Below are 26,122 nucleotides of genomic sequence, written 5' to 3'. Positions count from 1 at the left end.
TTTTCTATTTAAAATTCTTCTACCGTTTAGTACTATGGCTTACGTTAAATACTTAACGATTGCTTTTTCAACGGTGTCATAAACTACTGGTTTTGTTAAATAATCGTCCATACCAGCTCGCATGCATTTTTCTCTTTCGCCTTTAATTGTTCTTGCTGTTAAGGCTATTATTGGTGTATGGTTATTTTCCTCCATACTTCTTATTTTTTTAGTAGCTTCAAATCCACTCATTCTGGGCATCTGAATATCCATAAAAATAATTTTAATCTGATGCTTCAAAAACATCTCTACGGCTTCCAATCCATCTTCCGCTTCCAGGATAGTAGCGTTTGGAGCTATTTTCTTTATTAACGTTTTGGCAAGCATTTTATTAACCGGATTGTCTTCGACCACTAAAACATTTCCAGTGATTTTTTCCAAATCGTAATTCAGAATTTCATCAGCTTCAGTTTCATCATCCTCTACCACGGGCTCTTCTATACTTTTAATTATACTCGCTAATTGACTTAAAGATAGCGGCTTAGTAATGTTTCGCCGAATACTCAGCTCCTTGCATGCCTTATTCAATTTATTATCTTCCACCGAACTGTGCAACAGCACAATGGGCAATTGTTTTTCATCAATTTCAAAATCATTTCTAACGTGCGCTATAAAATCAACCCCATTGAGATAAGGCATATTGTAATCCACAATCATTAAATCAAAGTTTCGGGTTTTGTTCAGCAACTCTAAAGCCTCCACACCATTAGCCACCGTTTTCACCTGAATGTTATTCACTTTCAACATTTGCTGAAGAATAAGCCTGTTATTCTCATTATCATCAACCACTAAAACCTTTTTTATGGAACTATAAATTACTTGCTGCTGACTCTCATTTTTATTTTCCACCTTGAAAATTATATCGAAATAAAAAGTGCTCCCTTTATGCAATACACTTTTTACTTGAAGTCCACTATCCATCAACTCCAATAGTTTGTTACTGATGGTAAGGCCTAAACCAGTTCCTCCATACTTTCTTGTGGTAGATGCATCTTCTTGATCGAAAGCGCGAAATATTTTTGAGAGATTATGAGAGGCGATCCCAATTCCCGTATCCCTAATAGAAAAATGAAATTTGCGAAGCTTATCATTAGCGGGGACATTACTACTTCGAATTTTTAATTCAACCTCTCCTTTTTCGGTGAATTTTGCCGCGTTCCCAAGCAAATTATTTATAATCTGCTGAAGTCTAACAGGATCAGCGTAAATTGTGGTTTCCAAATTGGCCGGAATGTCCAATAGAACCTCCAATCCTTTTGCATGAGCCTTGTGTTTAATAATATCTATTGTTTGAACACATAACTCAGATAAATTAACCCGTTCTATATTAAGTTCGAGTTTACCGGCCTCTATTTTTGAAAAATCTAAAATGTCATTTATAATATCGAGCAATAAATTAGCTGAGTTATAAACCGTCTGCATATATTTCCCCTGACTTTCCGTAAGGGAGGTCTTCATTAATAAATCGGTGAAGCCAATAACCCCGTTTAACGGAGTGCGTATTTCGTGACTCATATTGGCAAGAAATTCCGACTTAGAGCGGTTGGCCGATTCGGCTTTTTGTTTTGCCTTCAGTAAGGAAGCCTCCATTTTCTTTTGATTGGAAATATCCGTCCCTACTCCTAAATAACCAGTCACAAAACCATCATGGTTTCTAATTGCCGTAACCACTAATTGCACCGAAAACCGACTTCCATCTTTACGGATAAAAGACCACTCTCCGGAATCATACAGCCCATTGTTAGCCTGATAAACCAATGTTTGAAATCCTTTTATTTCTTCCTTGTGCAGCTTACTTAAAATTTCACTTCTTTGCAAAATTTCATTTGGGTCGTGAAACTGCAACACATTTATTGTTCCTATAGTTTCTTTGGCGGTATACCCTAACAAATTCTCTGCACCTTTGTTCATTTTCTTTACCTCTCCCTGCAAATCCGTCTCAATAATAGACACCTGCGTTGTTGCATCAAATAAACTCTGTAACTCATTTAGGCTTTGTTTTAACTCTTGTTGAGAATGAACCCGGGTGCTAATATCATTTAATTGAGCAATAAAATATTTGGGATTTCCTTGACTATCATGCAAAAGCGACACGCTCAACAAACAATGCACTATGGAGCCGTTTTTATGAAGGTATCGCCGTTGAACACTGTACGTCTTACTTTTGTGCTCAAAATATTTTTGCATTAACTCTTCGTTGGTTTCCCTGTCATCTGGGTGCGTTAAGTCTTGAATGGTCAACTTTACCATTTCCTCTTTGGTGTAACCTACCATTTTGGCAAGTGTGGTATTCACCATAAGCCATTTTAACTCCAAAGAAACCAGTGCCATCCCGTTTGGGGAATATTCAAATGCTCCTTTAAAAAGTTTTGCGTTCCTAAAGGCTTCTTCCTCCAACTCCTTCTCATGGGTAATATCTTCAATTTGGGAGATGATAAAATCGTCGATGAGTTCGTTTCCGGAAGCAAGGGAATTATTTATTCGGCACCATATTAATTCACCCGATTTTTTATAGAACCGACATTCCATGGAGTAAGAATCAACTTCCTTGTCTATTAATTTTTTCCAGTTTTCATGTGCCATTTCAAAATCGTCCGGATGAATTAAATCCTGATACGTTAACTGAAGTATATCTTCTTCTGAAACCCCATCAAAACCAAAAATTTTCACACTGGAAGGATTAACCAAAATCAATTTGTTTTCACGGTTAAGGAGCACTATCCCCAGCGAAGTATTTGCAAAAATCTTTTCAAAGCGTTCTTTTAAAAGTTGATGCTCTACTTCTTTTTTCTTCCGAGCATCAATATCCTGAAACGCGCCATAAACGCGAATGCATTTACCATCTTTCATTTCTGGCCGACCAATCGACCGAACCCATTTTTCATTCTCTTTTGCAGTGATTATTTTTAATTCTACATCGTAGCTTTCTCCGCTTTCTACTGCTCTAGTGAACAATTTTGAAATCAAATCCCTACTCCATCCATCTTTGTAAAAATTAATCGCCGTTTCAATATCAGGCACAAAAGACCTTGATACCTCGTGGATATCTTTGGTCATGTGCGTCCATTCCAATGTATTATTCTCCAAATCTACCTCCCAGCCACCAATATTAGACAGTTGGTTAATTACCTTATATAATTGGTTCTGTTGCTCTAAATGTTCCCGTTTTTTTCGAATCCTAAAGAACTGAACAATTAAATATTTCTGCTGAGTAGTAATTGTCTCTAAGCGGTAAGTAACTTGTTTGTTTTTGGTTGAAAAAAAATCAACTGATCGATTGACATCCTCCCCTTTCTTCCATTTATCCCGGAAGATTTCCATTAAATTTTCTATTTCTTCTTTTTGCTCCGGAAGGAGTGATGGTGAATTTCCATCTGGGACCTTTGAGATTTTAAAACCTATGGAATTCCAAAAAGAATCACTAATGTACCACTCCGTTTCGTCCTCAACATTTAAAATCCACAAACCATCAATTGGTCTGTCAGCAACAGACGAAAGTATGTTGATGTCTTCAGTTGCTAGTATTTTAAATTTTTCTTGAAAAGAATTGGTTGCTGGCACTTTTTAAAGAATTTAGTTATTAAAGTTATAACTATAATTTATGCCTAAAAAATAAAACCCCTTATATTTAATACAAAAATTGTTAAAATATAGGGGGTTCTATTGCTTTTCTATTTTTGTTTCAGCCAAGCTTCGCGGTGCTTTCTAACCCGTCTTCTTGCTTTTTCATCATACGTGATTTTGTAAGTCGGATCGGCAACTAATTTTATTTTGGTGGTTTTTTCCTCACCAAATCGCTTGTATTTTATCGTAAGCTCTTCGCCCACTTTCTTTTCTGAAAGTAATTTCTCCAAAGATTCATTGCCTTCCAATTTTTCTCCGTTTACAGATATAATTTCATCACCAAGACTTAAATTGGCAAGGTATGCGGGCGTTCCTTTCTGAACATTTCTCGTAATAACATTTCCATTATTTACGGTAAATCCTGCAAATGGTTTCTCATCATCTTGCGCAAACTCAAATCCTACACTTTCAAACAGCTCTCCATAGTTTGGCATGCCACTTTTATAAATGTAATTATTGAAAAAAGTATCTGCAAATGGTTTACCTGCATACAGACTTAAAGTAAAATGAAGATCGTCAATGGTGTACGGAATTTCTTTCTTTCCATATTCTTCCCACAGTTTTTTCATGTAATCGTCTAAATTCAATCCGTTTTGCCGCAAAGAAAGATCCAGCGCCAAACCGAGCATACTTCCGTAGGAATAATATGAAATAAAAGTGTTTTCCCTGTTCACGGGGTCCACCGATGTAGCAGCATCCACAAAAGGTGCTTGATAGCTCATTTCAATCGGATTGAAATATTCTCGGGCAGGTGAATTCCAAACATAGTTAAAAGTACGGTTAAGGCTTTTAGCATATTCTTCTGGTGTAATCACCTCTGCCCTGCATAGAATTAGATTGGTATAGTAGCTAGTGAAACCCTCTGCAAACCACAGAGAGCCTGTCATATTCGCTTTGGAAAAATTAAAAGGCTCTAATTCCTTCGGGCGTAAACGCTCTACGTTCCAAGCATGGAAAAATTCGTGGGAAACGGTTCCAATGTTATTTTCCATTCCGCCATCCGCCAAGCCTTCACTATCGGTTAAAATAGTAGAATTTCTGTGTTCCATACCGTCCCCGCTTGCATGTCCCGTATAGTTCGCCAAAAAAGTATAGCGACCAAAATCAAAATCGGGCAGCTCGCCAAACACTTCTTTTTCAGCTATAACAATACGTTTAACTTTGTCGAAATATTCATCCAATAATTCGCCGGAAGCAGTGTCGTGCAGCACAAATTCAATAGTGTACTCTTTTCCGTTGGAAGTTACCGTAAAAGAGCGTTTTTTATAATCGCTAATTACCGTAGGACTATCCATAAAATACTGGAAATTGGGCGCCGAATATTTTGTATCCGTCTTCTTTTCAAGCTGTGTAGCCACTTTCCAATTTAAATCCTCCCGAACTTCAAATTCCACCTCCACAGGATGATTGAAAAAAGCATCGGCATACATAAATGTGGCAGACATATTTAGGTGCGCATTACTTTCGTTAATCTGGCTGTATGTACCGTCGGCGCGATTGGCAAACAGCGTATATTTTACGGTTGTCTTACCCTCAGGGTTTGGTACCACCCATTCATATGGGTTACTTCTCACAATTTGCAGCGTATCTCCAGCCTCGTTAAAAGCCATTACACCATACACATTTTTGGCAAATTCGTGCAACGCATATCTTCCTGGAGAGCTTCTGCTCATTCTAAAATGTAAAGAATCCGAAGTCGTTTTGGGAAATGCCACCGTAATTTCCGCTTCATGATGAACGGCATTATCAAAAGAAACGTTGTAGGTAACGGGTTCTTGAGCTTTCAAAAAAAGCGAACCACAAATAATAATGGTAAGTGTGATTAGTTGTTTCAAGGCGAAAAATTTAGAGTCGATTACTAATTTCTGGTCAAGATACCAATTTTTCATCTTTTTGAAGACCAAAGAGGTGTAGAGATTACTGTTAATGTCGTTTTATGTTTTTCAGTTTATGGTAACCACGGAAGGATTCCTTATTTTTACCATAATGATTTGTGAGTATTATGAACGCTTTACCAAAACGATTAGCCCAAAAACTAGCCAAACGAAATGAAGAAGATGCATTAAGAAAACTTCCGGCACCACATAATTTGGTAGATTTCTCCTCCAACGACTATTTAGGATTTGCTGCTTCTGAAATACTTTTTTCTGAAACAGCAAACATTTTAAAAGACCACAACATCCAAACTAATGGAGCTACAGGTTCACGACTGATTACCGGCAATTACCATTTATATGAAGAAGTTGAAAACACCATTGCCCGTTTCCACAATTCGGAAGCCGCTTTAATTTATAACTCAGGTTACGATGCCAATCTAGGCTTTTTCTCCACCGTTCCTCAAAGAGGCGATGTTATTTTGTTTGATGAATTAAGTCACGCCAGTATTCGCGATGGGATTTCCCTATGTCCGGCGAAAGCCTTTAAATTTCGTCACAATGATATTTCGGATTTAAAATCGAAATTAGCACGACATGCTTCGCAAATTGAAAATACCGAATACGTAATTTATGTGGTTACAGAAGCCGTTTTCTCCATGGACGGCGATTCCCCCGACTTAAAAACCATGGTTAACATTTGCAAAGAGTTCAATGCACACATAATTGTAGACGAAGCCCATGCCGTGGGGGTTTTTGGAGCTTCTGGCGAGGGTTTAACCCAAGCACTAAAACTAGAGCATCAGGTTTTTGCACGTATAGTAACTTTTGGAAAAGCATTGGGTTGTCACGGAGCGGCCGTATTGGGCTCTACCCAATTGAAGAATTACCTGGTAAATTTCAGCAGAAGTTTTATTTATACTACCGCATTACCTCCACATTCGTTAGCAGCCATTTTAAACGTTTATCAGCAATTAAACGGAGCGTCGAAATCAGCAGTTTTTCAAAAAAATGTAGAAAAACTAAAAGCAAACATTGCTCACTTTAAAAAGTTGCTTAAAGATAAATTCACTCCGGAAACCACTCTTCTGGGCTATATTGAAAGTGAATCTGCCATTCAATGTATCATAGTGCGAGGCAACAAAGAAGTTAAAAAAATGGCTGGAAAATTACAGGACTCTGGCTTTAACGTGAAGCCTATTTTATCTCCCACCGTTCCTAAAAATGAAGAAAGACTTCGGTTTTGCATTCATAGCTTCAATACTTTTGAAGAAATAGCGGAAGTCGCTAATCTTTTGTCACCCAGCGAAAATGTTTAACCCTTTAAAACCTTTTTAGAACCTATTGGATTACTCTTTATTAAGTGAATTTTGTAAATTACACCACTTTTTACGCTAATTAACTACTCATGAAATCTCGATATTTTGTTACAGGTATTTCTACTGAAGTTGGGAAAACAATCGCCTCAGCTATCATTGTAGAAGCCTTGGAAGCCGACTATTGGAAACCAATTCAATCTGGGGATTTGGACAACTCCGACACCCATAAAGTACATACCCTTATTTCCAATACCGAATCTAAATTCCACCCCAATAGTTACGCCCTTAAAGTCCCTATTAGTCCGCATGCATCTGCTGCTATTGACAATGTGGAAATAAAATTGGACAACATAAAAGTACCCGAAACTAAAAACGGACTCGTAATTGAAGGAGCCGGAGGGATTTTAGTTCCTTTAAACGACAAGGATACTATTATGGACATTATTAAACCGGAGTATAAGATTATTGTGGTATCGCGCCATTATTTGGGAAGCATCAACCATACGCTATTGACAGTGAATTTATTGAAGGAACACGGTTTTAATGTTTCCATTATCTTCAGTGGAAAAAAACATCCAACCACAGAGCAAATCATTCAAAAAATGACAGGCGTACCCGTGATTGGCCGGATAGACGAAGAAAAGGAATTCAACAAAGAAATCATCCGTAAATACGCCGATAAATTTAAGCCTGAGCTGTTAAAACTTTAAAATTCGAGGCCAACCCGTTTTCAAATTGTTCTACAATCCGCATCTTTGCAGTGATAATTTAATGTAGCGCATGAATCTTTCAGAAAGAGATAAAAAACACCTTTGGCACCCATTGACCCAGCATAAAGTACATCCTGAAAGCATGGGCATAACCCACGCAAAAGGAGCCATTTTATATGCGGAGGATGGTAAGGAATATATTGACGGGATTGCTTCTTGGTACACTTCCGCTTATGGCCATTGCCACCCCCATATTGTAAAAAAGGTACAGGAGCAAGTAGCCAAACTCGACCAAGTGGTTTTTGCCGGACTTACACATCCGCCAGTAGTAAATCTTTCCGAAGCGTTAATTAACATCCTTCCTGAAAACCAAAACAAACTTTTTTTTTCTGATAATGGTTCCACTTCCGTAGAAGTAGCTATAAAAATGTCGCTTCAATATCACTTCAATCGGGGAGAAAAACGGCCAGTGCTCATCGCTTTTGAAGAGGGATTTCACGGAGATACTTTTGGTGCCATGTCGGTTTCAGGTTTATCCGTTTATAACGGTCCGTTTGAAGATTTTTTCCTTTCCGTGAAGCGCATTCCCGTTCCAAACGGAGACAACAATCAAGAAGTCCTTAGTGTTCTTAAAAGAATTATTTCTGAAAAAAATGTAGCCAGTTTTATTTTTGAACCGCTAGTTCAAGGGGCTGCCGCCATGAAAATGCACGATGCAGAAGGGTTGGATTTATTGATTGCGGAATGTAATGAACATGGTGTTGTAACCATTGCCGATGAAGTGATGACTGGCTTTGGAAAAACTGGAAAACATTTTGCTTCACTTCACTTAAAAAATCATCCAGATATAATCTGCATGAGCAAAGCGCTTACCGCTGGAATGGTCCCCATGGCCATTACCAGTTGCACCGAAGAAATTTACCAAGCTTTTTACAGCGACGATATTGGCAAAGGCCTCTTTCACGGGCACACTTATAGCGCTAATCCTATTGCCTGTGCTGCAGCGCTTGCCGGCATAGAACTCCTGCAAACTGATGAAATGCAAGCCAACATACAACGGGTAATAAAGTCGCACGAAAAATTCAATGAGCGCATTAAAAATCACCCGAAAGTAGCCCGCACCAGACAATGCGGAATTATCTACGCCATCGATTTGGCGGTGGAGATGGAACGCTATGGAAATTTAAGGGATGAACTACTCCGCTTCTTTTTAGACAACCAATTGTTTATGAGGCCATTGGGTAGCACCGTGTACATTTCTGCCCCCTACATAATCACCGATGAACAACTGCAAAAAATTTATGATAAAATTGAAATTTTGCTTCAAAAAATAGTATAAATTAGCTGTAGAAATTTAAATCTATTTGCTTATCATTCAATGATTCACCCGCATACCGAGCTGCGATTTATTTCCGATGAAATAGGTCATGGCGTTGTGGCAACAAAATTGATTCCGAAAGGAACAATTACATGGGTACAAGACCAACTCGATTTGGTGCTTTCCCCTGCTCAAGTAAACAACATGAGCGAAGATTACCAAAAAATTATTGAATACTACACGTTTCGAAACAATAAAGGCGACTATGTGCTTTGTTGGGACCTAGCGAAGTTTGTAAACCATAGTTTTAAAAGCAATTGTTTAACCACCCCTTACGATTTTGAGATTGCCATTCGGGACATTTATCCAGGCGAAGAACTCACCGACGATTACGGCTATTTAAACATTGAAAAGCCCTTTAAGGCAAAAGACGAGGGAACCGATAGAAAAATTGTGTACCCAGACGATTTATTGAATTATCATAAAATGTGGGATGAATCCCTTCAGCAAGCTTTTATCCACATTAATGCGGTAAACCAGCCCTTGGCTAATTTTTTAAGCAGTAAAATGCAACAGAAAATCAACAAAATAGACAAAGGGGAAACCGCTTTAGATTCTATTTTAATGTGCTATTACGAGGGTAAATAATAAAATTAAACTGTACTAAAAAGTGTTTTCAGTAGGCTTCTAGCCCCATTCAAACGGGTTAGGAGCCTTCTTTTTACACTATTTTCCCATACAATGGTGCTAATACGCCATATCAAAACCTTTGCAATGACTAAAATGATAATTATTAGTGATAAATTAACGCTTCTAAGGGTTTAATAATGGCTTTCACTTTAAAAAATGAAGGATAAAGACGTTTTTCTTTGCCAAAAAAACCTTCTTAAATGCCTTGTTTGCCAGGCAAACATCTTCCGAAGCGTTAAAAACATCCTTCCAAACGATAAATTACTATTTAGAAGCGATAAATTATCATTTATTAGCCTCAATAAACAGGTAAATACCCTTATTTTTTGACAAAAAAGCAATATTCTATGGGTAAAAAATGATACTTAAAGGACTAACAAGCCTTATAAAATCGGATAAAAACACCTCTTTCATCATACTATTCATGAAATTATCAGATAAAATGGTGCTACAAGAGGGCGCTACCCCTCTTCGGAAGGGTAAAGGCCATGTTTTATAGGCTTTTATTCAACTCCGCAGCCCAAAATCCAAGAAATATCATTCTTAAGCGACCTTTTATCAAACGAAAAATTCCGTAATTTTAAATAGTAGAAATTGAATTGAAAAATTGAATTGAAAAATTTATGGAGTTTATAGATTATTACAAAGTTTTAGAGCTCGATAAAAGTGCTTCTTCAGCAGATATAAAAAAAGCTTATAGAAAACTAGCCCGAAAATACCATCCAGACCTCAACCCCAACAACAAAGAAGCCGAAGTTAAATTCAAACAAATTAACGAAGCCCATGAGGTATTGAGCGACCCCGAAAAGCGCAAAAAATATGATGAATACGGAAAAGATTGGCAACATGCGGAGGAGTTTGAAAAAGCCAAAGCGCAACAACGCCAAAGTAGGCAATACAGCGGGGGCGACCCGTTCACCTATTCTAGCGGAGGTGGCGGCGCCGAGGATTTTTCAGATTTTTTCGAATCGATGTTTGGCGGTGGCGGCTTTCGTAGTCAACGTAGGCAAACCGGCTTTCGCGGACAAGATTTCAATGCTGAGCTTCAATTGAACCTTACGGATGCTTATAAAACGCATAAACAAACGCTTTCCGTCAATCAAAAAAATATCCGTATTACCATTCCCGCCGGTATTGAAAACGGACAAACCATTAAAATAAAAGAGCACGGTGGTCCGGGCATAAACGGCGGTCCCAATGGCGACCTCTATATAACCTTCAGCATAAATAACAACACAAATTTTAAAAGGGAAGGTGCCAACTTATATAAAACCGAAGAGATTGAATTAACCACAGCTGTTTTGGGTGGAGAAATTACCACGGAAACGTTTGACGGGAAAGTTAAACTAAAAGTGGCTCCAGGTACACAAAACGGACAACAAGTAAAACTGAAGGGTAAAGGCTTCCCCGTTTACAAAAAGGAAGGTGACTTTGGAGATTTATTTATAACCTATCAGGTGAAATTACCAAAAACCCTCAACGATAAACAGAAAGCATTGTTTGAAGAGTTAAAACAGGAAAATCTATAATTATGGCAACAAAATATTCTATTAGCATACAGGAGTTTTGTAAAAATTATGAGGTAGATGAAGTTTTTGTAACGCATTGCAGAGAAGCGGAATTGGTACAAATTCATTCCGATGCAGAAGAGGATTATATTTCAGAAGAGAATCTACCAACTTTAGAAAAAATGGTTCGTTTATATCATGATTTGGGTATAAACCTAGAAGGACTGGAAGTTATTCATCATTTATTAAATCGGATAGAAACAATGGAAAAAGAGCTACAAACCATGAAAAATAGGTTACGTTTATATGAATAATACGGTTTGGCAATTGCCATTTATGTAAAAGTTGTATCTTTAATTTAGGAATCCCCTCTCCTACATAGTTTTTAAGAATAACGTTTTATAAATATTTCCTGTTTTTATAAATAACAACAGGCGAACTAACAATTATAACTATGAGGAATCTTACCGCTACTCTTTTATCGCTATTTTTTTTGAATGTGTCCTTGGCGCAAGAAGACACTACAGAAGCATCAAATAGTGCCGCACAGGCCAATAACCCATTGGCGAATATGACGGCCTTGAATTTTCACGATTATTACACACCAAAATTATCCAATGCCCCCGATGGCAGTTACACCAACACTGGCTGGGTACGTTTTGCAAAACCGCTTGCTGGCGGAAAATTTCTTTTAAGGGTTTCCACTCCATTAAGCACTTTTGGCATTCCCAACACCGCTGGCGGCGTAAATACTACAAGTGGACTGGGTGATATTAATGCTTTTCTAGCGTATAGTTTTGTTTCCAAACCAACAGCTACCATTGGAGCAGGACCATTATTAACGGCACCAACCGCTACCGATGAAATTTTGGGTACCGGTAAATGGCAAGGAGGGCTTGCCTTCGTGGCGTTTATTGCTAAATCTCCCATATTTCAATTTGGGTCGTTAATTACTTGGCAAACATCTTTTGCTGGGCAAAGCGACCGGGAGGGCACGAACAATTCTGCCGTGCAACCTTTTTATTTTTGGCAATTGGGCAAAGGTTTATACCTAAGGGGTGCACCCATTTGGTATTTCGATTTTAAAAACGACGCCTACAGTGTGCCTATCGGATTAGGAATTGGAAAGGTTATAAAGTTGGGCGATACCATGGTGAACTGTTTTGTAGAGCCGCAATATTCTATGCTTACCAGTGGTACACAACCCATTTTTCAAGTGTTTACCGGTATCAACCTTCAGTTTATGAACTGATAAAAGCTACTGTATGAAATTCTTCAACAAATCAACGAATGCCATTATACTGGGTGGAATTTTCTTTTTAATTCCATTGCTGGTCATTATCCTTTTGGTTACCCATGCGCTTCAATTGCTTCTTCCTGTGGGCAGGGAAATAGTAAAAGTACTGGGCATTCACTCCATTTTTGGTGCGGCAACCGTTACCATTATAACGTTATTATTTATAATCCTGATTTGTTATTTCGCTGGATTTCTAGTAAAAAAAGGACTGGTAAATAGTTGGGGACAAAAAGTGGAAGATAAACTCTTTTTACTCCTTCCAAGTTTACAAATTCTTAAATATCGTTTGCTTGGCGATAATCCTATAAAAAAAGACGATGATAACTGGAAAGCCATTTTACTAAAGGAAGATATTTATCATCGTATTGCTTTTATTATTGCTGAAAACGATGGGTTCTTAAGCATTTTTATTCCTGATGCCCCAAGAATGGATGCTGGGGAAATTCGTTATTTTTCTTCGGAAACGTGTGAGTACACTCCCATTGCCATGAAAGATGCCATGAATGCCTTAAACAGTTTTGGCCGAGACGGAAATCTGCAAAATTATATTAAATAAAAAGAGGATGACATGCTAGCTGAATGCACGATTTAATCAGCTACCTGATATAAAAATGTATGACGATTACCAATAAAAAAAGCACAGCGCACTTCTATTTTACTTTTTTAGTAACAATCCTATTTTGTTGTGGCTTTAGCTTTGGTCAAGACCTTCCTATTCGTAAAATCGACCAGCAACATGTGGATAGTCTTAAAAATTCTGAGTATCCGTTTGTATTGCCCATTTACGGGGATAGAGTTCAGAAATTGGGTCACGACTTACCACTTCCCTTCGGAATTATGGTGAACTACATCAGCCAAGACAACAAACTCACCCTTACCAACCTAGAACTTAAACTTAATGATGGAGAGTTTACACCCATGGAGTTTATTCAGTTTGATGAAATAAAAAGCTCCGCAAGAGTGGTTAATGTTCGTCTCGACGCATGGCTATTCCCTTTTTGGAACGTTTACGGACTCTATGCTCGAGCACAAACCGATAATTTAGTACCGCTTGTTAGTCCGTTTGAATTTGATATCCCCACCACTCCCACCGCAGATACGTATGGCTTTGGAACCGTCCTCGCTTACGGAACAGGTAAATATTTTGCCATTGCCAACACAAATTTCACATGGTCTAACGTAAGCTCACTGGATGGTTTGGTGTTTGGTACGGTAACCAATGTTAAGATTGGGCGTAGCTTCGCCTTTCAAAAACGTTTTCACAACATCAATCTGAGTTTAGGAGTGCAGCACCAACGCCTGCAACGAAATTCTTCGGGCTCTTTGAGCATAAGCGAAATGTTTTCGCAGGTTGATCAAGGCAAACTACAGGAAATAAAAGATGATATTAACAGCGCTGCTACCAACTGGTACGATAACCTCGGGCCAGCCCAGCAAATATTGGTCAACCAAATTGTTGGGGAAATTCAAGATTGGCTTGACGGAAGAACGCCAGGTGATGGCGAGTTAGGCTATCGCTTTGACAAGGAACCGTTAAGCGAATATTCTTTTCAAATTGGGGTACAATACAACCACGGAAAGAGATGGTGGTACCGATTGGAAACCGGAGTTGGTAAAGGAAGAACACAAATATTGGTGAGTGCCAACTATCGTTTCGGACTTTAAAAAAATAATAAAAATGTAAATTATAAAACTCATGAAAAAACTACTTATTCTATCAATCGCATTGGCTTTTTACGGTGTGGCCACCGCGCAGGATTTTAATGTTACTGTTTACGGAAGTTATGTTTTCGACGATAGTTTTGATTCGTACTACGATATAGGTGAATACTATGATGGAACTATTGAAGGCGGACTGCAATGGGGAATCGGTGCAGAATACAAGGCCCGCCCGTATGTTGGTGTTGAAGTTACCTACTTACGCCAAGATACCAAAGCGCCAACTACCTATCAATTACGTAGCTCTGGGCGTGCAAGCCGTACCGATTTCGACTTAGGGATTAACTATCTAATGATTGGCGGAAACCATTATTTCGGTAGCCCGAACGCACCTTTTCAAGGTTACGGCGGACTCATGGCTGGGGTTATGTTTGCCAATGTAGAGAACCCCGATTTAAACCGAAGTGATGACGCTACGAAATTTAGCTGGGGCGCCAAATTAGGAGGAATCTACTGGATGAACGATTACGTTGGCATTAAGATGCAAGCGCAACTGCTGTCTGCCGTACAAGCTGCTGGTGGAGGTGTTTATTTTGGAGGTTACGGTCCGCAAGCAGGTTTAACCACCTATTCTACCATTTACCAGTTTGGATTAGGCGGCGGACTCGTATTCAGTTTAAACTAATTGTGGCTGTTAAGAGCGTTGTAAATTTTGAAATCTTAAATATTACTTCTAATTAATAATCCCTATCTTTGTAATTTAGAATCAGTTTAAAGTAGACTGTGTTAAAACGCTAGAAATCAGAATAATTTTACATGAAGATTAATAAAAATGATGTTGTAAAAGCACTCGAAACAATTTCTGCTCCTGGAGAAGGGAAGAATATGATTGAAAGCGGTGCGGTTACCAATGTAATGACGTTTGGAGATGAAGTAGTTGTGGATATTACCATCAACAATCCAAGTTTACAAGCCAAGAAAAAGACCGAGGTCGAGATTTTAAAGACCATTCACGATAAAGTGTACCAAAAAGCTAAGGTTAAAGTAAACCTGAAAGTGGATGCACCTGAAAAACCAAAGATTAAAGGCAAGGAAATTCCTGGCATTAAAAATATTATTGCCGTTGCTTCTGGAAAAGGAGGCGTAGGTAAATCTACCGTAACTTCTAATTTAGCAGTTACATTATCTAAAATGGGCTTTAAAGTTGGGCTTTTAGATGCCGATATTTACGGACCATCTGCACCTATCATGTTTGATGTGGAAAATGAAAAACCACTCGCAATCAATATAGATGGAAAGTCTAAAATGAAACCAATTGAAAGCTATGGTGTAAAAATTCTTTCCATAGGCTTTTTCACCCAACCCAACCAAGCCGTAATTTGGCGTGGACCTATGGCCGCAAAGGCATTAAACCAAATGATTTTTGATGCCGCTTGGGGCGAATTAGATTTTCTATTGATTGACCTTCCTCCGGGAACGGGAGACATCCACCTAAGTATCATGCAGGCATTGCCAATCACTGGAGCGGTAGTAGTAAGTACACCGCAAAATGTTGCCCTTGCCGATGCCAAGAAAGGGGTTGCTATGTTCCAACAAGAAAGTATAAGCGTCCCTGTGTTGGGAATTGTAGAAAATATGGCCTATTTCACACCTGAAGAACTACCGGACAATAAATATTATATTTTCGGTAAGGAAGGTGCTAAAAATCTGTCTAATGATTTAAGCGTACCTTTCCTAGGTGAGATACCATTAGTACAAAGCATTCGGGAAGCTGGAGATGTTGGTAGACCTGCGGCGTTACAAGAAAACACCCCGTTGGAAAACGCTTTTAAGGAACTCACCAAGAATGTAGTTCAGGAAGTGGTAACGCGTAACAAAAACCTACCGCCTACAGAAGCTATAAAAATAACAACCATGGCAGGCTGTTCAGCGGTAACTAAGAAATAATTTCAATAGCAATGACGTCGGAAGAAGTTAAATTAAACGTAGAAAAAGCACTGGAGGAAATAAGACCTTTCCTAGAAAGTGATGGTGGAAACATTAGTCTTGTTTCCATTGATGACGATAAGTTGGTAAAAGTAAGGCTTGAAGGCGCTTGTGTTGGCTGCAGTGTTAATCAAATGACGCTTAAAAGCGGCGTGGAAATGACCATAAAAAAATATGTTCCGCAAATAGAGCAAGTAGTTAATATAGAATAATTTTTGGCGTGCGAGCCTAATTATTCTGCACATTCCAAAAATCCGTGCATTATAACTCTTTAGGCTCTCTTCCTTACGCTTTTTCAGTAAATAATACAGGACAGTTTTTTGTTTGATATAAACTGTCTCAAAAAAAGATGTTTTCGAATGATTCAAACAGATATTCTCATAATAGGAGCTGGCCCCACAGGACTTTTTACCGTTTTTGAAGCTGGATTGCTAAAATTGAAATGTCACTTAATCGATGCGCTTCCACAGCCTGGTGGACAATGTGCAGAGATTTATCCTAAAAAGCCTATTTACGATATCCCAGGATTTCCAGAAGTTCTGGCAGGAGACCTTGTTGATAACCTCATGAAACAAATCGAAGCTTTTGAACCTGGCTTTACCCTTGGTGAACGAGCAGAAACAATTGAGAAGCAAGAAGATGATTCGTTTATAGTTACCACTAATAAAGGAACTAAGCACCAAGCAAAAGTTGTAGCTATTGCGGGAGGATTAGGGAGCTTTGAACCTAGAAAACCTCAACTACAAAACATAGAATCTTTCGAAGACAAGGGTGTGGAATACATTATTCGCGACCCAGAAATTTATAGAGGAAAACGGGTTGCCATCGCGGGCGGTGGAGATTCTGCATTAGATTGGTCTATTTTTTTAGCAGATGTGGCTGATGAGGTTACTCTTATTCACCGAAGAAATGAATTTCGGGGTGCATTGGATTCCGTGGAAAAAGTAGAAGAGCTTAAAAAACTTGGAAAGATTAACTTAATCACTCCCGCGGAAGTAAAAGAATTACATGGAAACGGTAAACTAGAAAGCATTTCCATCAAACAAGAAGAAGACATCATCAATCTTGAGCTAGACCATTTTATTCCTTTGTTCGGTCTATCCCCTAAACTTGGCCCTATTGCCAATTGGGGACTCGAAATTGAGAAGAATGCCATTAAAGTAGACAATACATTGGATTACCAAACCAATATTCCAGGTATTTATGCCATTGGAGATGTAAACACCTACCCAGGAAAGTTAAAGCTTATTCTTTGCGGATTTCACGAAGCCACTCTTATGTGCCAAAGCGCCTACAAACGTATTTTCCCTGATAAAAAATACGTTATGAAATACACTACCGTAAGTGGCGTTGACGGTTTCGACGGAAGTAGAAAAGAAGCTGAAAAAGCAGTAGTAAAATCCATTAACTAATAAAATAAGTTTGCGGTAAAAAAATATTCCCTAGTAGTCTAGTAGGGTATTAAACTTTTTATGTATTTTTACCGCATCAAATAGAATACTTATGTCTGATATTACGATAAAAATCAAAGACCGTGAAGGTGAAGTTCACGAAGTACAGGCCCCAACAGATATGGCAATGAATTTAATGGAGGTAGTTCGTTCTTATGAGCTTGCTCCCGAAGGAACCATTGGTGTATGTGGTGGTATGGCGATGTGCGCTTCTTGCCAATGTTACGTAACATCAGACCATAAGTTACCGGAAATGAGTTACGACGAAGACCTTATGCTTGCAGAAGCTTTCAACGTAAAAGACAATAGCCGTTTGGGCTGCCAAATTCCCATGACGTTTGATTTGGACGGATTGGAAGTTGAATTAGCTCCAGAGGTCTAATCCTGGAGTGAAGACTAGATAAATCTTTACTCCTTTTCATTCTTCTTAAAAAATTTTACTTCGCAATATCCTTCTTCTTAATTTCCAACAGTATTTGAGAAACAAAACTGCTGTATGCTTCTTTGGAAGGATGCAAACCATCTGAAGCTACTAAAGAAGTATTCTTCAATCCTTCGCGTGTAATATTGGTTATATTTATAAAACTTACACCCATAATTTGAGCTGTTTTCTTGGCAAAAGCGTTGTACTGGTCTATTTCAGAAGAGATTTTATCCGTATTTCCTTTTCTTTGTCCGAATGGAGTGTATGCATAATCGGGGATTGAAATCACAAAAACATGTTCTTTATTTCCTTTAGCCAATTGTATGGCCTTGGCCAACAAGGCAGGAAAATCTTCCTCATAGAGCGAAAAGTCTTTTCCTTGGTATTGATTGTTCACCCCAATTAATAGTGTAACAAAATCTTGATCAGGAGTTGGATTTTCTTCATTAATAGCTTTAATCAAATCTGAGGTAGTCCAGCCCGTTTTAGCTATCACCTGTAGCTCAATTTTTTGATCCTCCTCTTCAGCAAGTCTGCTTATTAATTGAATAGGAAATTTACAGCTTTCACATACACTTTCCCCAATTGTATAGCTATCCCCTAACGCCAAATACTTCAAATCTTCCGGTGCTGGCGGACTTTCAGTTTGAACAGTGGTTTGAGTAGATTTACAAGCCGCTAAAAACAGTAAAGTTAGTACAAGTATAAATCGTTTCATCTTACATTTTTTATTATTCCTTTAAAGCAAAGGCTATTATTTGATTTCCTTTCGGTGTTCCTAATTTCTCTCCTCCACATGCCATAACAATGTATTGCTTCCCATTTATCATATACGTTGAAGGCGTTGCGAAAGATGCTGCAGGGAGTTTAATTTCCCACAGCAATTTACCACTATTTCTATTAAAAGCTCTAAAATAGCCATCTTTTGTTGCTGCAATAAACAACAAACCATTCTCCGTAATAATAGGTCCACCATAATTTTCGGTACCAGTTGCGGCGTTATTCAAAGAAGGGGTTATTCCTAACGGAATTTGCCAAAGATAATTTCCAGAATTCAGGTCGATAGCGCTTAATGTTCCCCAAGGCGGGGCGATGGCCGGAAGTTCATTGCTATCTAAAAACTTAAAATAGCCACTATGGTTGTAAGGCGATCGGTAAATGTCGTCATCACTTTCCAAAACCACTTCCTGTTTATCGCCCCGGTAAACAAATGCTAAAATTGCCTCTCTTTCATCTTCTGATATTTGAGGGAAACCAGGCATCATTCCTTTTCCGAGTTCTATTAATTTTAAAATTTCTTCTTCTTGATATTTGGAAGGCAAATTCAAAAGTGATGGATAACCACTTTCAGCAACACCCTTTCTATGTTCTTGATGACAAATAGCACAGTATTTTTTATACAACGAAGCTCCATCCACAACTGAGCTATTTTTTTCCTCTTCATTCTTCTTCATAGACAGAACAACAGGCATTTCATTTGCGTTTACATACAAAATACCATTTTCAGGGTCAGCGCCTGCTCCGCCCCACTCTGCACCACCATCATAACCCGGAAGCATCAAACTAGGTTCCAATCCTGGTGGTGTAAAATTATGTTTTTTTAAGCTATTGAATTTTCTTTTTATGTCCTCTTGATTTTCTGCGTACGGACTCAAATCTTCTTCTGAAATATCACTACTCAATCGAGCGTACGGTTTAGGCAATACCGGTATCGGTTGTGTAGGTGAAGCCGCTTCTCCATCTAATGTAGACGCTGGAACTTCAACTTCCTCAATATCAAAAAGAGGTTCTCCTGTTTCCCTGTTGAATACGAAAACATACCCCTGTTTGGTAATTTGGGCGACTGCATCAATTTTTTTACCGTATCTTTCCACCGTAATTAAATTTGGAGGTGCCGGTAAATCTCTGTCCCAAATATCGTGATGCGTGGTTTGAAAGTGCCAAAGCAATTTTCCTGTATTGGCATCCAGTGCAAGCAAACAATTGGCGTATAGATTGTCTCCCTTTCTATTTCCCCCGTAAAAATCAGGAGCATTGGAGCCTGTTGGCACATAAAGAATACCTCGCTCATTATCTACCGCCATTCCGGCCCAATTATTAGCTCCACCAATATTCTTGTTTTTATAAGCTTCCTTGTTTTCCCATGTCTCGTAGCCTGGTTCTTTTGGGTGTGGAATGGTATGGAAAGTCCAAACCAATTCTCCGGTGAGAATATTGAAAGCACGAATATCACCAGGAGCCGCATCAGCGCCTTCAGAAACACGAACCGGCATCACGATTATATCTTTGTAAATTGTTCCGGGGGTATTGGAAATGATAAATTTATTTTGAGCCACTTCAGGCAATCCCGCATGCAAGTCGATTTTCCCATTATCCCCAAATGATTGTATCGGTTTTCCCGTTAAAGCATCTAAAGCGTATAATGAGGCACCCATTGTGTACAAAATACGTTTGTCTTTTCCTTTTTCCCAATAAGAAACCCCTCTACTCGTGCTGTGCCAAGCTTTTAAAGTATCGCCGAAAATCCAAGCTCTTTCACCCGTATCGGCACGCAAAGCAAATGTCTGCAACTTGGCAGTAACCCCATAAATTAAATTATTAGCAATAATTGGATTCATTTGCATTTGGCCACTATCGGGAAGTTTATGGGACCATGCGATGTCTAATTCATGTACGTTTTCCGGTGTAATCTGGGATAGTTTGGTAAAATGATTACGCTCTGCTCCCCCTAAATACTCTTTCCAGTCGTGACTAGAATCATTTTTGTTCTCACAACCGATAAAAATCAGTAGTAAAAAGAACAGTTTGCAAATATTAAAAGTCTTCATTACAAAAATTACGGTTGGTTAAATAATATAGTTTTTAAGTAGCTGAGGCCCTTCCAAAACACTTCTAACCACCTGTAAAATACCTTCTTCGGAAGTATCTACGTACCACTTCACCAAAGAAATTGCACCATTCTCAATCTCTAGTCCGGTGATACTACGTGGGTGTACACAGCTACCATCATTAAAGTATGGTAAATCTCCAGGTTCAGGAAAACGAGGTCTATGAGTGTGACCTGTTATGGTAAAAATATTGCTGTTTTCTGCAATCCATTTTTTGGTACGCCTCTCAACTTTTATTAACTCGATATTGTTTTTTGCCGGACTTGTAGGGTCTGAAATCCCCACTACTTGCAACTGTCGCCATATTAAACGAACCATCAATCGGTTAAGTTTCCAAAAGTTGTAATTCCACCAATCAGCTTGGTGACCATGTGCCATGAAAAGCTCTTGGCCGGTTTCTTTGTGTTTTAATAAAATGGCTTCATGATATGCTAAGTCATTAAAAAAAGGAACCCTAACTCCCGTTTTACCATCCATAATGCTTCCGTAGTGACTTTCAACCGTTTTTGGATTTTGGTACACCATGTCGTGATTGCCATAAATTAGGTGCAACCTGTTCTGTTGGTGAAATTCCTTCAGAAGAAAAAATATATTCTTATGCGATTCAAAAATACTGCTGAAATAAAGATTTTCCCAAAGCTCATTACCATCCCCTAACTCTATGTAAGAAAACCCCGCTTTGTAATATTGCTTTAACGCGTGAAAATAGGTATTTCTATTATTCGCAAAATCGTCGGCAAAACTGTTGTCGCCCCGATGGCAATCACTAAAAATGATGAATTTTGAAGTATCATCAAATTCAATGACCGGTGCGTTTTTATAGGCTTTATCAAACCGTTTACGAGTAGACATGCCTAAAATTAAACAAATAATTTATACAGGCAGGCTATGCGTAATTTCTTTTTCAATTCCGTTCCACAAATCAATTCGCGCTTTTAAAGCCTCTTTGGCAACCGTAGTAACTTCTTCCCATTTTTTTGAATCGCTGCCGCACAGTTCTTCAATCATTTTATGAGCCAAAGGTCCGTGGGTATCTCCATCAACTTCAATATGCCTTTCAAAATAATAGATAAGCTTTTTTAGCTCTAGGCTTGGAAAATCCTGCTGCATATTTTTTAAAATAGCAGTAAACATATCTGGTATTAAATCCTCCCTTCCGAAGGTAAAAGCCGAAGCAATTTTATGAGGTTTTCCTTCCGCAATCAAATCAAAAGTAAAGCGAAGAAAATTGTTTACCGAAGGTGATAAATCACTGTTTTTCAAAATATTTAAAACTTCTTCAGTAGTCTTTACAGAGCCAATAAAATCTTCAACCGTTTGTGTATTGGCACCACACTGCTCCATGGCCAATAAGTACATTTCGTAATGACTCATATAATTCCCTTCTTCATCCACATCGGTTTCTTCACCCAAAACAATTTCGTTAATTAGATACCGCGTTTTCGGATTTCCAATGGGTTTCCAAGGTAAATTTGTACATGTAAGCTCGCGTTGCAACGCTTTCAATAGCGACATAAAATCCCAAACGGCATACACATGATGTTGCAAAAATACCCTTAAATGTTCGGGTGTTTGTATCTTGGCGTAAAGTGGATGGCTCAATAACTCCGCTCTTTGCGGAGCTATTTTTTCCATAACATTTTGAATCATAGCTAATTTTTGCGCAAAAGTATTATTAAGTAAACGTTGGTGCAAGTTTTACGTTCTTTTAACGACTGAGCGTTTAAAATTTGCCTATATTAGATTATGAAGTATGAAGCTACACATTCGCCTTTGACCATTAAGGTAAGTTTTAAAAAGCTTTTAGAACACTACAAAGCAGAGGCTGATAACGATAATAATTTGCTTTCTGAAAAGGCAAAAAAGATTCTTGCTGTCGCTGAAGAGCATCCCGAACTTATTGAGGGTATAGAAGATTTATCCTCGTTAGATGCTTACAAGGAGCAAATTGACTTTATCACGCAGGATATGTTTCCTCCCATGCTTTCATCCAACGAAATAAAAACGATTGGAATTCCTTTTGATGACCGTATTTTTAAAGCATCAACAAGGTTTAAGGATATTATAAAAAGAGCTGGAGAGGATTATAATTCCAGTATCCGTAACATTCCTGAAGATCAAATGTACATTCTTCAATGTACGGTAATTCTTTCATTTTATTATAAAATTGATGTTCAGTACAAGAAACCATTGTACTATGACATTCCAGATGAAAATGGGATAATAAGGCATTACAGAATTATGTACAATGCCGATTTTATGGAATTATCCCCTACCGAAAATGCTGTTGAACTTAATGAGGAAGACATCGATGAATTGCTTGATGGTTTTGATGACATTTCCCTTTGGAAAGAAAAATTCCCACCGAACAGTTGGTTGGCAAAAGGATTTGTAATTTCTAATTTGTTTGATGTTACGATAGACAATTCTATTTCCGATCTGAAAACTACACTATTGGAGCAAACCTCGCATGATACAATTTTGCTTCATAAGTTTGAAAATATCTTTCGTTCTATCTTCGGAATAAAAAATTTGCAAACAGGTTTTTCCAGTTATGATGATGATGCCAATAGCTTAGAGAAATTAACCAAAAACATGCCCAGCTTTTTGCTGCATGAAAAATCTGATGATAAATGTCAGAATATACTTTGTGATAATTCTTACAAAACTCTGCTGAAAGACAAGCATCATTTCGCTATTTCCGATGTTGAAAAATATGATAAGGTAAGTAACGGCGCAGCTCCTTACGGTACTTTAGCTACTCAAGGTTTTAAAAGTGCCATTTTGGTTCCTGTAGCTCATGAGGGCGAACTCTTGGGTATTCTAGAATTGGTATCCCATAAAAAACATGAGCTAAATAGTATCAATGCCAATAAATTACATGAAGTGATGCCGTATATTACGGCGGCTGTAGTGCGCAATAAAACGGAAAATAAAAATACAATTGAGGCGGTTATTCAGAATGAATGTACTTCTATTCACGAAAGTGTTAAGTGGAAGTTTGTAAAGGAGGCCAAAAAATTCTTAAGGGAAAAGAACAAAGGCAGCATGGTTTCTTTCGGCGACATTGCCTTTAAAGATGTTTATCCACTCTACGGTCAAATTGATATTAAAAATTCTTCTGATGCGCGGAACGAAGCTACCCAACGAGACTTGTACACACAGCTGAAACTTATAAAAAACATATTTAAAAGTGCTGTTAAAGAAGGCAACATGCCTATTTATGAAGAATACAGTTTTAGGATTAGCAGCTATTTACAAGAAGTAGAAGAAAACTTTCAAACCAGTACCGAGCAAAACATAATCGATTTTCTTTTTGAAGAAATCCATCCTGCGCTGGAACAAGTAAAAACCATTAATGCGTCGCTCAACGAAATGGTTGAAAAATATGTAAATCAGCTCAACGAAACCACGGGGATGGTTTACGACTGCAGAAATGACTACGACCAAACGGTAACCATCATCAACAAAAGGATGGCAAAGATTATCGATGAAAAACAGCAGTCAGCACAAAAAATGTTCCCACATTTCTTTGAACGCTACAAAACTGATGGTGTAGAGCATACCATGTACATTGGGAAGTCTATTTCCAACGGAAAGCCTTTTAGCGATGTTTACCTCCAGAACCTAAAATTGTGGCAACTGGAAACCATGTGCTTTATGGAAAATGCCTATTATAATTTAAAGCCCGATTTAAAAATCCCGCTGGACGTAAGTTCGTTGATTTTGGTGCATAACACCCCTCTATCCATAAAATTCAGGATGGATGAAAAGCATTTCGATGTAGATGGTACTTACAATGCGCGCTACGAAATCATAAAAAAGAGAATTGACAAGGCTCATATACGTGGCACTCAAGATAGGATTACCCAACCTGGTAAAATGACGATTATATATTCCCAAAAAAAGGATGAAGAGGAATATTTAAGATACATCAAACTATTACAGGCCAAGGGCATCCTAAACGACGATGTAGTCATCAACGAGTTGGAAGACCTTCAAGGCGTGAGCGGCTTAAAAGCACTTTCAGCTGGAATTATGTATAAGTATGAAGACAATAAAAGTCCGCTAACCTATAACGATCTCATGAAAGAACTCGCTAAATAGTTGTAAAAGCAACTATAAAGGTAATTACGGAACTTATCATTCCAATCATAAAAATGATGTACGTAATTCTCAAAAGCCTGTACTTTCGCGCTAAAACAACACCTAGGTAATATAAATCCTTCGTTAATTGGTCATAAATATAATCGGTATCATGCAGTACCTCATTCATGGCATCCTGGTAGGTTCTGTAAGGCATTTTATGGTAGTTCCCGAAAAACAATAAATTCACCTTTCGTGATTTTAAGTCCTCTTGGGAGAACTCTCCTCCCGTAACATTAGGTTTTGTGGAAAGAATAGCAAATATTATAGAAACAACGCTAAAAATAACCAAAACCAAACTCGGTAAAATTAAATGCTGATTGGAAAGGCTATCTAATTTCGGAATTAAATTGGCCAAAGCCAATGAAATTATAATCGCATTTACAGAAAGTAAAATATTGGCTTTCGCATCGGCGATATCACTTAATTTCATGTGGTTTCTTAAAGCCGTTCTATACATGGTTTGTACGCCGCGGGACGGACTATCATTTTTAAGTTTTACCTTTAATTTCTCTTTCTTAGCGCGTCGTTCAACCTTTTCCTCTCTCTTTATTAGATCCTGCAAATTGCTCTCTTTTCCATAATCCCATTCTTCCTGCGCATAACTCGTGTAGTAACGGTGTTGGGTATTCAGCATTTTAATATTCAACTTTCGCCATTCTGTAATATCGTAATGTGCAACCCCACGTTCTTTTAATTCCTGGCGAAGCATTTCTGAAGTATTCTCGAAACTCTCTTTTGCCAAATGAGAACTGTCTGCATCCTTTAAAATTTCTTCAATAATGTTTCTTGGTACGGCCCCCATCTTGGTAGCCATAATAGTTTCACACACCTTTTCAATATCATTTTCTTTATAGATTTTTTTCTCTAAAAAAGATTTTGCTATTTTGCAGCTTTCTTGCTCATGTTCTTCACTGGTTACAGTATAACCCGTATCGTGAAACCATGCAGCTAGATAGAGAATCTCCTTTTCTTTTTCAGAAATTGACAGATTTTCAGCTAAAATCGTTGCACTTTTAACAACTCTTTGGGTATGTCTAAGGTTATGATATAGATAGTTTTTGTCTAACTTAGTGCTTAATAAGTCAGAAACGTATGTTTTTGCTTTTTCAACGATATCAAACATATTTTTTTAAAATAAAATTATTTACTATAATAATACAAAAATACAAAGCTTCTACATTCTAAA

The 26,122-nt window shown here is 38.1% G+C and carries 22 protein-coding genes; 15 read left to right on the top strand and 7 right to left on the bottom strand.

The features are described from left to right. Window positions 1-39: 39 nt before the first annotated feature. A complete protein-coding gene (locus NDQ75_RS06930; RefSeq protein ID WP_202028650.1) occupies window positions 40-3,600 on the bottom strand; it encodes a PAS domain-containing hybrid sensor histidine kinase/response regulator in 3,561 nt (1,186 codons plus the stop codon). A gap of 110 nt (window positions 3,601-3,710) precedes the next feature. Continuing rightward, window positions 3,711-5,552: a M61 family metallopeptidase gene (locus NDQ75_RS06925; protein WP_202028649.1), complete on the bottom strand. Its 1,842-nt coding sequence runs from the start codon at window positions 5,550-5,552 to the stop codon at window positions 3,711-3,713. 113 nt (window positions 5,553-5,665) lie between these two features. Between NDQ75_RS06925 and NDQ75_RS06920 the strand changes: the two genes are divergently transcribed. The 14 genes from NDQ75_RS06920 to NDQ75_RS06855 all read left to right on the top strand — a co-directional run bounded on the left by NDQ75_RS06920 (window position 5,666) and on the right by NDQ75_RS06855 (window position 17,857). Further along, entirely contained in the window at window positions 5,666-6,856 is a 1,191-nt protein-coding gene (locus NDQ75_RS06920) for an aminotransferase class I/II-fold pyridoxal phosphate-dependent enzyme (protein ID WP_202028648.1), read from the top strand. Window positions 6,857-6,945: 89 nt separating this feature from the next. Beyond that, a complete protein-coding gene (gene bioD / locus NDQ75_RS06915; RefSeq protein WP_202028647.1) occupies window positions 6,946-7,566 on the top strand; it encodes a dethiobiotin synthase in 621 nt (206 codons plus the stop codon). Window positions 7,567-7,636: 70 nt separating this feature from the next. Further along, window positions 7,637-8,905: an adenosylmethionine--8-amino-7-oxononanoate transaminase gene (bioA, locus tag NDQ75_RS06910; protein ID WP_202028646.1), complete on the top strand. Its 1,269-nt coding sequence runs from the start codon at window positions 7,637-7,639 to the stop codon at window positions 8,903-8,905. A gap of 39 nt (window positions 8,906-8,944) precedes the next feature. Further along, window positions 8,945-9,532 (top strand): SET domain-containing protein, encoded by a 588-nt coding sequence (locus NDQ75_RS06905; protein ID WP_202028645.1) that lies wholly within the window; start codon window positions 8,945-8,947, stop codon window positions 9,530-9,532. Window positions 9,533-10,197: 665 nt separating this feature from the next. Further along, window positions 10,198-11,103, top strand: coding sequence for a DnaJ C-terminal domain-containing protein (locus tag NDQ75_RS06900; RefSeq protein ID WP_202028644.1), 906 nt, complete (start codon window positions 10,198-10,200; stop codon window positions 11,101-11,103). Window positions 11,104-11,105: 2 nt separating this feature from the next. Next, window positions 11,106-11,396, top strand: coding sequence for a chaperone modulator CbpM (locus NDQ75_RS06895; protein ID WP_202028643.1), 291 nt, complete (start codon window positions 11,106-11,108; stop codon window positions 11,394-11,396). A 140-nt stretch (window positions 11,397-11,536) separates the two neighbouring features. Next, window positions 11,537-12,334 carry a hypothetical protein gene (locus tag NDQ75_RS06890; protein WP_202028642.1) on the top strand — a complete coding sequence of 266 codons (798 nt, stop codon included), beginning with the start codon at window positions 11,537-11,539 and terminating at the stop codon, window positions 12,332-12,334. 13 nt (window positions 12,335-12,347) lie between these two features. Next, window positions 12,348-12,935: a hypothetical protein gene (locus NDQ75_RS06885; RefSeq protein WP_202028641.1), complete on the top strand. Its 588-nt coding sequence runs from the start codon at window positions 12,348-12,350 to the stop codon at window positions 12,933-12,935. Between the two features lie 59 nt (window positions 12,936-12,994). Next, window positions 12,995-14,044 carry a hypothetical protein gene (locus NDQ75_RS06880; RefSeq protein ID WP_202028640.1) on the top strand — a complete coding sequence of 350 codons (1,050 nt, stop codon included), beginning with the start codon at window positions 12,995-12,997 and terminating at the stop codon, window positions 14,042-14,044. Window positions 14,045-14,075: 31 nt separating this feature from the next. Continuing rightward, window positions 14,076-14,723 (top strand): hypothetical protein, encoded by a 648-nt coding sequence (locus tag NDQ75_RS06875; RefSeq protein ID WP_202028639.1) that lies wholly within the window; start codon window positions 14,076-14,078, stop codon window positions 14,721-14,723. 131 nt (window positions 14,724-14,854) lie between these two features. After that, window positions 14,855-15,985: an Mrp/NBP35 family ATP-binding protein gene (locus tag NDQ75_RS06870; protein ID WP_202028638.1), complete on the top strand. Its 1,131-nt coding sequence runs from the start codon at window positions 14,855-14,857 to the stop codon at window positions 15,983-15,985. An 11-nt stretch (window positions 15,986-15,996) separates the two neighbouring features. Further along, window positions 15,997-16,236, top strand: a complete 240-nt coding sequence (locus tag NDQ75_RS06865) for a NifU family protein (protein WP_202028637.1) — start codon at window positions 15,997-15,999, stop codon at window positions 16,234-16,236. A 147-nt stretch (window positions 16,237-16,383) separates the two neighbouring features. After that, complete coding sequence (locus NDQ75_RS06860) at window positions 16,384-17,436, top strand: NAD(P)/FAD-dependent oxidoreductase (RefSeq protein ID WP_202028636.1); 1,053 nt, start codon at window positions 16,384-16,386, stop codon at window positions 17,434-17,436. 91 nt (window positions 17,437-17,527) lie between these two features. Further along, complete coding sequence (locus NDQ75_RS06855) at window positions 17,528-17,857, top strand: 2Fe-2S iron-sulfur cluster-binding family protein (protein WP_202028635.1); 330 nt, start codon at window positions 17,528-17,530, stop codon at window positions 17,855-17,857. 55 nt (window positions 17,858-17,912) lie between these two features. Here the strand turns inward: NDQ75_RS06855 and NDQ75_RS06850 are convergent, their stop codons facing one another. The 4 genes from NDQ75_RS06850 to NDQ75_RS06835 are packed head-to-tail and all read right to left on the bottom strand — an operon-like array spanning window position 17,913 to window position 22,437. After that, a complete protein-coding gene (locus tag NDQ75_RS06850) occupies window positions 17,913-18,617 on the bottom strand; it encodes an SGNH/GDSL hydrolase family protein (RefSeq protein WP_202028634.1) in 705 nt (234 codons plus the stop codon). Between the two features lie 13 nt (window positions 18,618-18,630). Beyond that, window positions 18,631-20,727, bottom strand: coding sequence for an outer membrane protein assembly factor BamB family protein (locus NDQ75_RS06845; RefSeq protein WP_202028633.1), 2,097 nt, complete (start codon window positions 20,725-20,727; stop codon window positions 18,631-18,633). An 18-nt stretch (window positions 20,728-20,745) separates the two neighbouring features. Further along, entirely contained in the window at window positions 20,746-21,639 is an 894-nt protein-coding gene (locus NDQ75_RS06840; protein ID WP_202028632.1) for a metallophosphoesterase family protein, read from the bottom strand. A gap of 21 nt (window positions 21,640-21,660) precedes the next feature. Beyond that, window positions 21,661-22,437: a DUF3050 domain-containing protein gene (locus tag NDQ75_RS06835; protein WP_202028631.1), complete on the bottom strand. Its 777-nt coding sequence runs from the start codon at window positions 22,435-22,437 to the stop codon at window positions 21,661-21,663. A gap of 96 nt (window positions 22,438-22,533) precedes the next feature. On the opposite strand from NDQ75_RS06835, the gene NDQ75_RS06830 reads away from it, so the two are divergent. Next, window positions 22,534-24,894 carry a GAF domain-containing protein gene (locus NDQ75_RS06830; protein ID WP_202028630.1) on the top strand — a complete coding sequence of 787 codons (2,361 nt, stop codon included), beginning with the start codon at window positions 22,534-22,536 and terminating at the stop codon, window positions 24,892-24,894. Here NDQ75_RS06830 and NDQ75_RS06825 read toward each other — a convergent pair. Continuing rightward, the gene (locus tag NDQ75_RS06825; RefSeq protein WP_202028629.1) at window positions 24,887-26,059 is read right to left on the bottom strand and encodes a Pycsar system effector family protein; all 1,173 of its coding nucleotides are present in this window, start codon (window positions 26,057-26,059) and stop codon (window positions 24,887-24,889) included. The two genes, NDQ75_RS06830 and NDQ75_RS06825, sit on opposite strands and share 8 nt — an antisense overlap. Window positions 26,060-26,122: the final 63 nt, after the last annotated feature.

The organism is Galbibacter mesophilus, from assembly GCF_023721415.1.
GTDB lineage: Bacteria > Bacteroidota > Bacteroidia > Flavobacteriales > Flavobacteriaceae > Galbibacter > Galbibacter mesophilus.
This window is presented reverse-complemented; position numbering and strand designations above follow the sequence as displayed.

Coding starts and splice junctions, on each gene's coding strand:
- NDQ75_RS06925 (WP_202028649.1), bottom strand. CDS start 5,552: ATGAAAAATTGGTATCTTGACCAGAAATTAGTAATCGACTCTAAATTT.
- NDQ75_RS06920 (WP_202028648.1), top strand. CDS start 5,666: ATGAACGCTTTACCAAAACGATTAGCCCAAAAACTAGCCAAACGAAAT.
- bioD (WP_202028647.1), top strand. CDS start 6,946: ATGAAATCTCGATATTTTGTTACAGGTATTTCTACTGAAGTTGGGAAA.
- bioA (WP_202028646.1), top strand. CDS start 7,637: ATGAATCTTTCAGAAAGAGATAAAAAACACCTTTGGCACCCATTGACC.
- NDQ75_RS06905 (WP_202028645.1), top strand. CDS start 8,945: ATGATTCACCCGCATACCGAGCTGCGATTTATTTCCGATGAAATAGGT.
- NDQ75_RS06900 (WP_202028644.1), top strand. CDS start 10,198: ATGGAGTTTATAGATTATTACAAAGTTTTAGAGCTCGATAAAAGTGCT.
- NDQ75_RS06895 (WP_202028643.1), top strand. CDS start 11,106: ATGGCAACAAAATATTCTATTAGCATACAGGAGTTTTGTAAAAATTAT.
- NDQ75_RS06890 (WP_202028642.1), top strand. CDS start 11,537: ATGAGGAATCTTACCGCTACTCTTTTATCGCTATTTTTTTTGAATGTG.
- NDQ75_RS06885 (WP_202028641.1), top strand. CDS start 12,348: ATGAAATTCTTCAACAAATCAACGAATGCCATTATACTGGGTGGAATT.
- NDQ75_RS06880 (WP_202028640.1), top strand. CDS start 12,995: ATGACGATTACCAATAAAAAAAGCACAGCGCACTTCTATTTTACTTTT.
- NDQ75_RS06875 (WP_202028639.1), top strand. CDS start 14,076: ATGAAAAAACTACTTATTCTATCAATCGCATTGGCTTTTTACGGTGTG.
- NDQ75_RS06870 (WP_202028638.1), top strand. CDS start 14,855: ATGAAGATTAATAAAAATGATGTTGTAAAAGCACTCGAAACAATTTCT.
- NDQ75_RS06865 (WP_202028637.1), top strand. CDS start 15,997: ATGACGTCGGAAGAAGTTAAATTAAACGTAGAAAAAGCACTGGAGGAA.
- NDQ75_RS06860 (WP_202028636.1), top strand. CDS start 16,384: ATGATTCAAACAGATATTCTCATAATAGGAGCTGGCCCCACAGGACTT.
- NDQ75_RS06855 (WP_202028635.1), top strand. CDS start 17,528: ATGTCTGATATTACGATAAAAATCAAAGACCGTGAAGGTGAAGTTCAC.
- NDQ75_RS06850 (WP_202028634.1), bottom strand. CDS start 18,617: ATGAAACGATTTATACTTGTACTAACTTTACTGTTTTTAGCGGCTTGT.
- NDQ75_RS06845 (WP_202028633.1), bottom strand. CDS start 20,727: ATGAAGACTTTTAATATTTGCAAACTGTTCTTTTTACTACTGATTTTT.
- NDQ75_RS06840 (WP_202028632.1), bottom strand. CDS start 21,639: ATGTCTACTCGTAAACGGTTTGATAAAGCCTATAAAAACGCACCGGTC.
- NDQ75_RS06835 (WP_202028631.1), bottom strand. CDS start 22,437: ATGATTCAAAATGTTATGGAAAAAATAGCTCCGCAAAGAGCGGAGTTA.
- NDQ75_RS06830 (WP_202028630.1), top strand. CDS start 22,534: ATGAAGTATGAAGCTACACATTCGCCTTTGACCATTAAGGTAAGTTTT.
- NDQ75_RS06825 (WP_202028629.1), bottom strand. CDS start 26,059: ATGTTTGATATCGTTGAAAAAGCAAAAACATACGTTTCTGACTTATTA.